This window comes from Shewanella sp. SACH, from assembly GCF_001887095.2.
In the GTDB taxonomy this organism is placed as follows: domain Bacteria; phylum Pseudomonadota; class Gammaproteobacteria; order Enterobacterales; family Shewanellaceae; genus Shewanella; species Shewanella baltica.
In genome coordinates, this window is the sequence record NZ_MPDG02000004.1 from 116,750 (window position 1) to 128,666 (window position 11,917).

An 11,917-nucleotide genomic window follows, 5' to 3' on the forward strand; every position below is an offset into this window, starting at 1 on the left:
ATTAATGAATACTGCTAAATCAACTTGGCTCGACCTAATGCTTAACGGCGCGAAAAATCGTCAATTACTGGCGCTTGCCCTGCCGATGATACTTTCCAATATCACTATCCCACTTTTGGGCTTAGTCGATACGGCTGTCATAGGTCATCTGAGTGAAGCCTATTATTTAGGGGGAGTCGCTGTCGGGTCAACGATTATCACATTAATCATTTGGTTATTGGGATTTTTGCGTATGGCGACCACAGGTTTAGTCGCGCAGGCTTATGGTGCAAATGATTTTCACGCCCAGCATAAACTCTTAGTCCAAGGCGCTATGCTAGCTGTGTTATTGGGCGCTGGCGTTATCGTGCTGCAAGTCCCGGTATTAAATTTAGCGCTAGGATTATCCGAAGCGAGTAGCGAAGTCGAGCGCTATTGCCGCGAGTATTTTCAGGTACGAATTTGGTCAACGCCCTTCGCCCTACTCAACCTCGTAATGCTTGGCTGGCTATTGGGACGTCAGCAACCTAAAGCCGCCATGTGGCAGCTGATATTAGCCAACCTTGCCAATATTATTCTCGATGTGGTGTTTGTCCTCGGCTTAGGCTGGGGCGTTAAAGGCGCTGCCCTCGCCTCAGTCTTTGCCGATATCACCGCTTTCTCAGTCGCACTCACTATGGTGTTACAGCAACTCAAGCGCGAAGCCAATTTTCACTTATCCCAGCTATTACCCCATGTCACCCTGACGGGGTACGGCAAATTACTGAGGCTCAACACAGATATTTTTATCCGTAGCCTCTGCCTGCAAGCGGCCTTTGCCTTTATGACTTTTCATGGTGCTGGTCTGGGTGATAATACCGTTGCCGCCAATGCCGTGTTACTGAATTTACTGCTGTTAATCTCCTATGCACTCGATGGCATTGCCTATTATGCCGAGGCAGAAGTCGGCCGAGCCTATGGCCAAAAACAGGCGGAGCAATTACGGGAAGCAGTGATCTTAGCCTGGAGCTGGTCGGCCATTACTGCGTTAGGGTTCTGCGCTGTATTCAGTCTTTTTGGTAGCAATATTATCGCGTTATTGACCAGCATTAATGAGGTCAGAGCCACAGCACAGACCTATCTTATTTGGCTGATATTTTTACCTTTATGGTCTTTTAGCTCGTATTTATTCGACGGAGTCTACATCGGTGCCGCTAAAGGCAAAGTGATGCGCAATAGCATGATACTCGCCACCTTCGGTGCATTTTTCCCGACATGGTATTTGCTGCAGCAACTGTTATTGCCTGAGCAAGGTAACCACGCCCTTTGGGCCGCCATGAGTGTCTTTATGATCGCCAGAAGCCTAACACTTGCGGGGCACTATTATTTCAGCAAAAGCTTTTTGAATAAATAAATCTGTAAAGACAGTAGTTTACAAATCTCAAAATCACTATGATGTTGATTTTACAATTGTAACAAAGATGTGATTCTATAATGAAAAGGATTTTACCGCTGCTTTTCCTGTGGCTATGCAACCATGCCGTTGCCGACACAGCGCCACAATTACCCGTTGAAGCCTTTGCCAGCATCCCAGATGTGAGCTCTGTACAGCTCTCGCCTAACGGCAAAAAACTCGCATCGGTTGTACGCGTCGACCAAGCCAAACTCAAAGGTACTGTCGTTAGTATCCAAGATATAGAAACAGGCGAAAAAAGCATTCCTCTACACACAGATAATCAAAAATTTGTCATCCTGTCTCTGCAGTGGGCAAACGATAATATCTTACTGATCAGTGCTAAGTTTCCGGCTAACCGTTACGGTACACCGACAACCGAAACCCGCCTTGTTAAGTATGATTTGACCACAAAAAAGACCTCAAGTGTCATTCCGCGCAGTGTCTTAGATCGTCTCAATTGGATCCCGCAACATCAGGGGCAAATTATCGATCTTATGGCAGATGATCCCGACAATATTTTACTGTCATTAGACGGAATGGGCGAAAACGTAGGCGAAGATAGTGTACTGAAAGTCAATTTAGCGCAGGGTAAATCCAGTTACACACAAAATGCTAAAAAGAAGATCATCAGTTGGATTACTGACAGGCAACACAAGGTCCGTATTTCTATCTATAACGATGATACTGAGTACCGCATTTATGAACAGGCCGAGCAAAAGAGAGATTCACGTTTACTTTGGACCTTTAAAGCCTTTTCAGAAGACAGTGTTTGGCCATTAGGTTTTGATGCTGACCCCAATATTCTTTACGTTCGCGCCTATCACCAAGGTTTCGAAGCCATATTTAAAGTCAATCTGACCGATCCTAAGCTCACAAAAGAGTTGGTCTACACCAATGAAGATACTGACGTTGAAGGTAATTTACTCTATTCGAAACTGAAGAAAAAAGTGATTGGTATCAGTGAAGGTGACGGCGAAGAATACACCTTTTGGGAAAAAGAATATGTGGGCCTACAAAATGGCCTAAAAGCCGTGTTACCCAACGCACACAACTATATTACTCAGTTCAGTGCCGATGAACGCCGCTACATAGTGTATTCCACTAGCTCGACCGAGCCCGGCACTTACTATTTTGGCGATAGGGACGAAAAAACGCTTTATCCAATCGCTAACCGATACGGCAGACTCAAGAGTGAACTCCTCGCCGATACTCAATATTTAACTTATGAGGCAAGGGATAAGCTCAAAATCGATGCTTACCTAACGGTGCCAAAAGGGCTTGAAGCCAAGCAACTGCCGACGATTATTTTCCCCCATGGCGGCCCCATCAGTTACGACAGCAACGACTTCGACTACTGGGCACAGTTCTTCGCTAATCGTGGTTATGCGGTATTTCGGATGAACTTCAGGGGCTCGGCAGGTTACGGCTATGAGTTTATGAAAGCTGGTCTAAAAAGCTGGGGACTCGAAATGCAAAACGACGTCGAAGACGGGACTCGCTACCTAATAGATCAAGGGATTAGCGATCCTAAACGTATTTGTATTGTCGGGGCTAGCTATGGTGGTTACGCGGCCTTAATGGGTGCAGCCATGACTCCCGATCTCTACCGCTGCGCCGTGAGTGTAGCGGGTGTCACCGATGTGGCCTATCTAGTGAAATCGAGCCGAAGATTTACTAACTATAAAGTGGTTAAAGAGCAAATAGGGGATGACTTTGATGCGCTCTATGACCGCTCGCCGATCAGTAAAGCCGATAAAATTAACATCCCAGTATTGCTGCTACATGGCGATAAGGACAGAGTGGTGAAGGTTCAACATAGCCGAGAAATGTATGACGAACTCAAATCACTGAAAAAACCAGTGGAGTATATTGAGCTGGAAAATGGCGATCATTACTTGAGCAATAACGACAACAGACTCGCGACATTTAAAGCCTTAGATAAGTTCTTAGCTGATAACCTCAACCCTAAGTTATAACTGAACAACAGTACTTTAAGCGAAAGCCAAAACATAAAAAAACGCGACTCTAAGGTCGCGTTTTTTATTCAGCTCAACAAACAAGATTAAGCGTAAGAATGCTCACCGTGTTGGTGATCTGTCACGTCACGTACGCCAGTCAACTCACCTGGGAACATGTCTAACAGTTGTTTCTCGATACCATCCTTCAGGGTGATATCAACTTGAGAACAACCGTTACAACCACCGCCGAACTGCAGTACAGCTACGCCTTCTTTAGTGATTTCAACCAGCATGATATTACCACCATGGCCGGCTAACTGAGGGTTGATCTCAGATTGGATCACGTATTCGATACGCTCGACTAAAGGTGCATCGCCAGACACTTTACGCATTTTTGCGTTAGGTGCTTTCAGCGTGAGTTGTGAACCTAATTGGTCAGTCACAAAATCGATAGTGGCATCTTCAAGGAAAGGTGCACTCTTCTCATCGACCATAGCATTGAAGCCAGTGAACTCGATTTCAATATCATCACTTTCTACTGCATCCGGTGGACAATAAGACACACCACACTCGGCTTGCGAGGTTCCTGGACTGATCACAAATACGCGAATATGAGTGCCTTCAGGTTGATCTGCTAACAACTTAACAAAATGGGCTTGAGCCGCATCGGAAATGGTAATCATGAAAACCTGCTCCGTCAGGGGATACCTGAGTGTTTTAGTAAGAATTAGCCGTATGATACTCCGACTCACCTTTGCTTTGTAGTCCCTTGGGTAGCAAGTTTGTGGATTTTTGCCATAGCGATCACGATTTGACTGGGTCATTTGGGCTGTTTAAACGATAAAATCTTAGCGCATTAAAATCGAATAATGCAACTAAGACAGTCACTTGAGTGGACATTCCAAGACGCTATATACATGCTTCTCATTCATTATCGAGATCATCCAACAAGCCTGGCGCCTCTGCCCTTGCCAAACACCATACCTGCACATGTACGTATCGCGCTTCGAATAAGCGGGCAATTTCAGAGACTGTGGTGCCTGTCGTGACCACATCATCCACCAGTGCAATACGCTGGAACGCAAAATCATCCGCTAACATAAAGGCATCGTGTAAGTTTCGTCGTCGTTGTGCACCTGAAAGTCCGGCCTGCGGCCGAGTGTCTTGCTGGCGCGTTAATCCCTCGCTCACTAACGGCAGTTGCATGAGCTGTGATAACTCATGGGCAATTAACCACGCCTGATTAAATCCCCGTTGTTGTAAGCGTTTTGGATGCAATGGAACTGGCACTATCGCTTGCGGCAAGGTGATTAATCCTTGCTGTTCTAATAGCTTAATTCGCGCCACTAAGGCGCGACACAGCACGGGCAAAGCGGCAAGTTGCCCTTGATATTTAATCGCGCCAACCCAAGCCCCTAAACCTTGATGGTAACTGCAGGGGGCAACGACTTTACGCGGCTGACGCTTTTGGCATTCCCCGCAATAATCGACCTCGATTTGCATCGACTTACCGCAGCCTAAGCAAATAGGTCCATGATATAAGCCAGATTGAAGACAAACGATGCAAATGCCCGTCTCGGAGATAGGTATGGATTGGTGGCACAGCAGGCAACGGTTAGGTAAACTGCCCGCCAACCACCTTGTGCCGAGTTGATAGCCTAAACGCATAATCCGCAAAGCAGATTGCGGCCAAATCCTTTTGACAAAGTGCGGCATACATTCACCTAATCCATTTTTGAGGCACTCAAGTGAGCCAAGTGACATCCACAAACCACGCAAATTTGCATATTGAAATCAGAGGCCAAGGGCCAGATCTGGTGATGCTTCACGGTTGGGGAGTCAATAGCGCTGTGTTTACGCCATTACATGAGTCACTGTCTCAGTATAGGGTGCACTATGTCGACTTGCCGGGCTTCGGCCATAGTCAGATGGTGGAAGGTGATCTATTAGCTTGGGTCGATGCCTTAGTCGCCGCATTACCAGAACACGCTATTTGGGCCGGCTGGTCACTCGGTGGGCTCGTGGCGACTCAGGCAGCACTGAGTTATCCACAAAAAATCAAAGGCTTGATTACTATTGCCTCATCCCCTTGCTTTATGGCAAGGGAAGACGAAGCATGGCCGGGCATTCCGCCACAAGTTCTTAATCAATTTAGAGAACAACTCGGCCAAAATTTACCTAAAACCATTGAGAGATTTCTGGCGATTCAGGCCATGGGCAGCGAAACCGCCAAGGAAGATATCAAACGGCTGCGCGATCTTGTGCTTGCGCGTCCTTTACCCGATGCCAGAGCCTTAACTCAAGGTCTGAGTATGCTGACAGACATCGACCTAAGGCCGCAACTGACAGAATTGCAGCAACCTTGGCTTAGAATTTGGGGCCGACTCGATGGACTCGTCCCCAAACGCGTACAGCCTAAGATGCCGATCACGCCGCAAATTGAAGATGTGATGCTAGCCAAAGCCTCCCATGCGCCGTTTATTTCCCATCAACAGGAGTTTTTGCAGGTATTTATGCCTTGGTTAGCGTTACAGACACGCTAACGCTTTATCTTTGAGCGATTAATGACTAGTATTTAACCATTAGTGCACCAAGGAATTTTCCATGTTAGTTGTCAGTAACTACCCCCAAGTCCCACTAGCGACCACTAATGTCGCGACGGACTCGGCTCGGGTCGACAACCAACTGAAACCTGTGGTCATTCCCCCACAAGCTGCCACTAAAGGTCATGAAGAACGCGCCTTTAATCCGCAGAATGAACGCACAGCAGATCAAACTCAGCAGCAAACCAAAACACTCGAGAATAATCAGCAACAAGTTCAAGAAAAACAGCAGCAACAGCAATCCTCGCAGCAACAAAGCCAACAACAGCAAGAGAAAAAAGCCCCCCTTGTGGTGGCCGAGCGAGTTTTACCTAAGACGCTAAAAATTGCCGCACGCGGTCAAGCGGCGCTGCAACGTAAGGATATCCGCTTAAAGGTCAGTCAAGGTGCGGCAAATTATGCCAGCAGTAACGCTAAAGCGAATACCAGCAGTGCGGCGCGTCAATCGCTCCAAGGAGAACCGACTCAATTTTATCAACAGCTTGGACAACGTATTGGTCAGTTCTATCAACAACAGACTCAGCCAGAGCAAGAATCTATCATGTCGACGTGGATTTAACTTATTCCAATCGGATTAATCTTTTCCCGCACAAGATGAACAAAAATAATAAACAAAAATGCCGCTAAATAGCGGCATTTCTTATGCTGTTTAACGCTTATTTAGGCAAACGATACAGCTCTTGCTGGTAGGCCAAACTGCCCCATAATGCCCAACTTAAGGCTTTCTTCTCTAACGCTGCAGCAGCTGGCGCATAAGGCGTTAACTGCTCAGTTTTTTCGTTATATTCGAAACCTTGAGCCGCTTTTTCTGGCTGCAGGATCACTACATCTTTACCTTCCATCAGGGCAAAGTTTTTATCGTATTGCATTAACGCGCGTCCAGGCCAATCATCACTGACCTGAGTCAAATCTCGGCCCAGCATAGGATAAGAGTCTGAAATACCAATCAATGATAGAAGTGTTGGCGGTAAATCAATTTGGCTCACAATACGATGATCGCGTTTTGGCGCTAAATTATCCCCAAGGATTAAACCCGGAATACGAAAACGTGACACTGGCACCAGATCCGCGCCACCCACTCGGCTGTCATGGTCGGCAACCACGATAAAAATCGTATCTTTCCAGTAGTCCGCATTTTTCGCCAGTTTGAAAAACTCACCAATCGCATAGTCGGCATATTTCGCCGCATTATTACGGGTTTGCTTAGGTTGTTCGTACAGCTCGATACGATCATCAGGGAATTCGAATGGATCGTGGTTACTCGAGCTAAACACTAAACTAAAGAAAGGCTTACCTTCACTGTGTAGACGCTCAAACTCACTATTCGCCTTACGCATTAAGTCTTCGTCTGACGCGCCCCACGAACCCACGAAGGCCGGAGATTTATAATCTTTCTGATCTATGATGTCACTAAAGCCGTTACCCAAAAAGAAGCTACGCATATTGTCGAAATGGCTCTCACCACCATAAATAAACTGCGTGGTATAGCCATGATTTTTAAGTAATTCAGCTATGCTGAAGAAGCCAACTTGGCTCTTACCCAGTTTCACCACAGCACGAGCTGGAGTCGGGGTAAAACCTGTCGTTACGGCTTCTATCCCGCGCACTGAACGAGTGCCAGTGGCGTACAAGTTATCGAAATACCAACCTTCTTTGGACAAGGCATCGATATTCGGAGTCAGGGGTAAACCACCTAAACTCCCCACAAAACGTGCGCCTAAACTCTCTTGCAGTAGGATCACTAAGTTCTTTGGCTTTCCGGTATAACTGGCTTGGTTAAAGCTTAGCGATGGGATATCCGTTGAGGTAAATACACTTTCAGGACGACCACTTTCCTGTCTTATGGTCGCAATAATCTCAGCGTTATCTAACTTGCCATACACTTTAGAGGCATCTTCTTCACTACCCATCTGCTTGATGGCAAACACTAATGAATAGGCTGAGTTGATGACTAAAGAGTTCACTAATGGATCGTCGGCAAACGCCACCATAGCAGGGTTAATCGGTCTATGGCCTAAGGTTGAACGCGCACCCAATAACGTCATGGCGATAACAAGCACTGCCAATACAGGACGCCAGTACCAGCGCGGGAAACGTAGATTTTTAGTGAGCTTACCGCTTAACACCCAGCCCCCCCAAAGCGTACCGATAGTTAATAGCACGGAGAAGATCAGCTCAAGTTTGCGACCCGCCCACAGCATAGAAAGCACTTCTTTCGGGTAGATCAGATATTCCACATACAGGCGATTCGGGCGAATACCGTATTCTTCAATAAACGCAGGGGTCGATGCTTCTAAAAAGAGGATGATCCACAGACCTACAGTTAACCACACCCGTAAAATCGGCTGCCACAGACGGCCAATAAAATGATCACCCGAAAATAATGCGGTTCCTAAGGCGGCAATACCCCATAACCAGCACAGGGTAGCGATATCGACGCGTAAACCTTGGATTAAGAGATGCGACCAACCATCCACAGCGGCCACGCGATCGGCTTGCCACAGCCCTAAAGCGATACGGCTCACGGTGGCAATAAAAAGCACTAATAGCGAGAAAATAAAGATGGCGCGGAAAGGCCCATGGGCATTGTTGTGCCCGCGAGGTGATAAACCAGATTGCATGTGTTACCCCAAAACGTATAAAGAGCCACTCAGCGTTGGAGTGTCAATTTGAAAAAAATCGATGAATAAGCTGTGCTATGACAACCGATTTTGCTTAACGTTGCATTAAATGCCGACTTTATATTCCCTAAGACGACATTGATGCAACAATTTTGTGAGTAACATGTAAAAAAGTCGACTCGGACATGGCTTAAGTCCGAGTCTTAACGGTTAACGCTTACTTTTTCAGCTTAGCGAAGGCATCGGCAAAGGCATTGCCCATGGCCGCGTTCGCAGGTGCTTTAGGTGCTTGCTTTTGCGTAGGACGCGCAGCAGGTTTCGCTGACTGTGGTGCCTTACTGTTATGAGTTCTGGCAGGATTATGTGGTCTTTGCTGCGATTTACTTTGATCGATAGCTTCATCCAAACGCATGCTCAAACCGATACGACGACGCTCAACATCTACCTCCATCACTTTGACTTTAACCACATCACCCGCCTTCACGATTGTGTGGGGATCGCTGATAAACTTGTCGGTCAGTGAAGAGATATGCACCAGTCCATCTTGATGCACGCCAATATCAACGAAGGCACCAAAGTTGGTCACGTTGGTCACCACGCCTTCGAGCACCATTTCAGGTTTCAAGTGTTTAAGTTCTTCCACACCATCTTTAAACTTGGCGGTTTTAAACTCACCACGGGGATCACGACCTGGCTTATCCAGTTCGGCCAAAATATCCGTCACAGTAGGTAAACCAAACTCCGCCGTAATGAACTCTTCAGGTTTGATGCTGCGCAGTAGATCTGAGTTACCCATCAGGCTCGCCAGCTCCACTTGCTTAGTCTTAGCGATAGTTTCCACTAACGAATAAGCCTCTGGATGCACAGACGAAGCATCGAGTGGATTATCACCTTCACGAATACGCAAAAAGCCCGCCGCTTGCTCATAGGCTTTAGGCCCTAAACGTGGCACTTTCAGTAACTCTTTACGATTCTTAAACTGACCATTGGCATCGCGGTAATCGACCACATTTTTTGCTAACGTCTTGTTTAAACCGGCTACTTGCGACAACAAAGGTGCAGAGGCCATGTTGAGATCTACACCCACACCGTTTACACAGTCTTCCACCACGGCTTCCAGCGAACCCGATAATTGGCTTTGGCTCACGTCGTGTTGGTATTGACCCACACCGATAGACTTAGGCTCAATCTTCACCAGTTCGGCTAACGGATCCTGCAAACGACGCGCGATAGACACAGCACCACGAATCGAGACATCGAGATCAGGAAACTCCAGCGCCGCCAATTCCGATGCCGAATACACAGACGCGCCCGCTTCGCTGACCATCACTTTAGTCAACTGTGGATGGGTATCTTTCACTGCGGCAATCAGCTCAGCGGCCAGCTTGTCGGTTTCCCGTGATGCAGTGCCGTTACCAATCGCAATCAATTCAACCTTATGCATTTTGACTAAGTTCGCCAAAGTACGAATCGACTTTTCCCACAGATTTTGCGGTGCGTGCGGAAAAATCGTCGCATGGCACAACATCTTACCCGTGTTATCGACCACAGCCACTTTCACGCCGGTACGTAAACCAGGATCGAGTCCCATGGTGGCTTTCGCGCCCGCAGGAGCGGCCATCAATAAATCACCTAAGTTACGGGCAAAAACTTTAATGGCTTCGGCTTCGGCGCGTTCGCGCATTTGCGAAATAAACTCGGTTTCCATCTGTAGCGCAATCTTAATGCGCCATGTCGCCGTCACTACAGTTTTCAACCATTGATCGACGCTGCTATCGCCCAGTTTCAGCCCTAAGTGATCACTGATAATCACTTCGCAATAACTACCTTGACCGGCCTCAGCAGCAGGATCGGCATTCATAGATAACGCTAAGAAACCTTCGTTACGACCACGCAGCATCGCCAGCGCACGGTGAGAAGGGATCTTAGCTAACTGTTCGGTATGCTCGAAATAATCACGGAATTTCGCGCCTTCTTTCTCTTTACCTGCAATTAAGCGGCTTTCTAACACACTGTTTTGGCTTAAATGTTCACGCACTTTACGCAGTAATTCCGCGTCTTCGGCGTAGCGCTCCATCAGGATATAACGCGCGCCTTCAAGCACAGCTTTCACATCGGCGAAACCCGCTTCGCTATTGATATAATCTGCAGCTTTGGCTTCGACATCGGCGCTACGGTCAGCCAGTAAGGCATCGGCTAATGGTTCAAGCCCTGCTTCGATAGCGATTTGGCCCTTAGTGCGGCGCTTAGGTTTGAATGGCAGATACAAATCTTCGAGACGTGTCTTGCTGTCTGCGTCATCAATAGCCCTTTGTAATTCTGGCGTTAACTTACCCTGAGCTTGGATGCTAGATAGGATCACTTGGCGTCTGTCGTTCAGCTCACGCAGGTAACCTAAACGTGTGTACAAGGTACGCAGTTGCGTATCGTCTAATCCGCCCGTGGCTTCTTTACGGTAGCGGGCAACGAAGGGAACCGTCGCACCATCGTCAAGCAGAGTGATGGTTGCGGCAACTTGTTGCTCACGAACATTCAGTTCTTGAGCGATAATCTGAGCGATGTTATGTGCATTAGTTTGCATAAATAAAGTGTCGTGCCTAACTGTAAAGTAAGTCGTTATTGCGCCAAAGATACCACAGGCGCCCCGTATGTTTCATGCTAAAACCTAGGTCAAATCAGAGTCTTTGATCTTTCCCCGTCATGCCATGGCGACCGCAGCAGTTGTCACGGCGGCAACCCTGTCGCTAATCAGCCTCGCTGGCGAGAGTGGTTTCAAAAGGAGTGTAACGGATCTGATTGATATACCACTCTTTTGGACCCGATGGCGTTTGCACTACCACCTCATCGTCCACTTGCTTGCCGATTAAGGCACGCGCCATGGGCGAGTCGATGGTGATGTAGCCCAATTTGGTATCGAGCTCATCTTTACCGACGATCCGATAACGCACGCGATCACCGGCTTCATTTTCAAGCTCAAACCAAGCACCGAAGAATATTTTACCTTCCTGCTGCGGCGAGTAATCGACAATTTTTAATTCTTCTAAACGCTTGACTAAGTATCTGACTCGGCCATCAATTTGTCTTAACAAACGCTTGTTGTAGGTGTAATCAGCGTTCTCACTACGGTCGCCTTGCGCCGCCGCTTCTTGGACTTTAAGGGTGATTTGCGGCCGATATTCTTTCCACAAATACTTCAACTCTTTATCTAAAGTTTGCCAACCCTGTCGGGTGATCAAATGCGCTTTCATAACTCTTTATTATCCACATGCTGAGCAAAAAACAGCGGCAATTTCACAAAATGCACGCTAAAAATCACATACA

At 47.2% G+C, this 11,917-nt stretch carries 9 protein-coding genes; 4 read left to right on the plus strand and 5 right to left on the minus strand.

Features of this window, described 5'->3' with window-relative positions; translation table 11 throughout:
- Positions 1-4: 4 nt before the first annotated feature.
- Together BM607_RS16055 and BM607_RS16060 are read left to right on the plus strand one after the other, a co-directional pair.
- Positions 5-1,372 (plus strand): MATE family efflux transporter, encoded by a 1,368-nt coding sequence (locus BM607_RS16055; protein WP_071940318.1) that lies wholly within the window; start codon positions 5-7, stop codon positions 1,370-1,372.
- An 80-nt stretch (positions 1,373-1,452) separates the two neighbouring features.
- Positions 1,453-3,390 carry a S9 family peptidase gene (locus BM607_RS16060; protein ID WP_071940317.1) on the plus strand — a complete coding sequence of 646 codons (1,938 nt, stop codon included), beginning with the start codon at positions 1,453-1,455 and terminating at the stop codon, positions 3,388-3,390.
- An 86-nt stretch (positions 3,391-3,476) separates the two neighbouring features.
- Here BM607_RS16060 and nfuA read toward each other — a convergent pair whose 3' ends face one another.
- Positions 3,477-4,055, minus strand: a complete 579-nt coding sequence (gene nfuA / locus BM607_RS16065; RefSeq protein ID WP_006079591.1) for a Fe-S biogenesis protein NfuA — start codon at positions 4,053-4,055, stop codon at positions 3,477-3,479.
- A 241-nt stretch (positions 4,056-4,296) separates the two neighbouring features.
- Positions 4,297-5,088 carry a ComF family protein gene (locus tag BM607_RS16070; RefSeq protein ID WP_071940316.1) on the minus strand — a complete coding sequence of 264 codons (792 nt, stop codon included), beginning with the start codon at positions 5,086-5,088 and terminating at the stop codon, positions 4,297-4,299.
- Between the two features lie 32 nt (positions 5,089-5,120).
- Between BM607_RS16070 and bioH the strand changes: the two genes are divergently transcribed.
- On the plus strand, positions 5,121-5,915 hold the full coding sequence (gene bioH / locus BM607_RS16075; protein ID WP_012588844.1) for a pimeloyl-ACP methyl ester esterase BioH: 795 nt from the start codon (positions 5,121-5,123) through the stop codon (positions 5,913-5,915).
- A 61-nt stretch (positions 5,916-5,976) separates the two neighbouring features.
- Complete coding sequence (locus tag BM607_RS16080) at positions 5,977-6,534, plus strand: hypothetical protein (protein ID WP_071940315.1); 558 nt, start codon at positions 5,977-5,979, stop codon at positions 6,532-6,534.
- Positions 6,535-6,631: 97 nt separating this feature from the next.
- On the opposite strand, the gene BM607_RS16085 is transcribed toward BM607_RS16080, so the two are convergent.
- From BM607_RS16085 to greB, 3 genes are all read right to left on the minus strand, one after another.
- Positions 6,632-8,596 (minus strand): LTA synthase family protein, encoded by a 1,965-nt coding sequence (locus tag BM607_RS16085; RefSeq protein ID WP_071940314.1) that lies wholly within the window; start codon positions 8,594-8,596, stop codon positions 6,632-6,634.
- Between the two features lie 217 nt (positions 8,597-8,813).
- Complete coding sequence (locus BM607_RS16090) at positions 8,814-11,177, minus strand: Tex family protein (protein ID WP_071940313.1); 2,364 nt, start codon at positions 11,175-11,177, stop codon at positions 8,814-8,816.
- A 163-nt stretch (positions 11,178-11,340) separates the two neighbouring features.
- Positions 11,341-11,844, minus strand: a complete 504-nt coding sequence (greB, locus tag BM607_RS16095; protein ID WP_006079584.1) for a transcription elongation factor GreB — start codon at positions 11,842-11,844, stop codon at positions 11,341-11,343.
- Positions 11,845-11,917: the final 73 nt, after the last annotated feature.

What these genes read in the sequence shown, in the direction of transcription:
- BM607_RS16055 (WP_071940318.1), top strand. Translation starts at nt 5, where the DNA reads ATGAATACTGCTAAATCAACTTGGCTCGACCTAATGCTTAACGGCGCG.
- BM607_RS16060 (WP_071940317.1), top strand. Translation starts at nt 1,453, where the DNA reads ATGAAAAGGATTTTACCGCTGCTTTTCCTGTGGCTATGCAACCATGCC.
- nfuA (WP_006079591.1), bottom strand. Translation starts at nt 4,055, where the DNA reads ATGATTACCATTTCCGATGCGGCTCAAGCCCATTTTGTTAAGTTGTTA.
- BM607_RS16070 (WP_071940316.1), bottom strand. Translation starts at nt 5,088, where the DNA reads ATGCCGCACTTTGTCAAAAGGATTTGGCCGCAATCTGCTTTGCGGATT.
- BM607_RS16080 (WP_071940315.1), top strand. Translation starts at nt 5,977, where the DNA reads ATGTTAGTTGTCAGTAACTACCCCCAAGTCCCACTAGCGACCACTAAT.
- BM607_RS16085 (WP_071940314.1), bottom strand. Translation starts at nt 8,596, where the DNA reads ATGCAATCTGGTTTATCACCTCGCGGGCACAACAATGCCCATGGGCCT.
- BM607_RS16090 (WP_071940313.1), bottom strand. Translation starts at nt 11,177, where the DNA reads ATGCAAACTAATGCACATAACATCGCTCAGATTATCGCTCAAGAACTG.
- greB (WP_006079584.1), bottom strand. Translation starts at nt 11,844, where the DNA reads ATGAAAGCGCATTTGATCACCCGACAGGGTTGGCAAACTTTAGATAAA.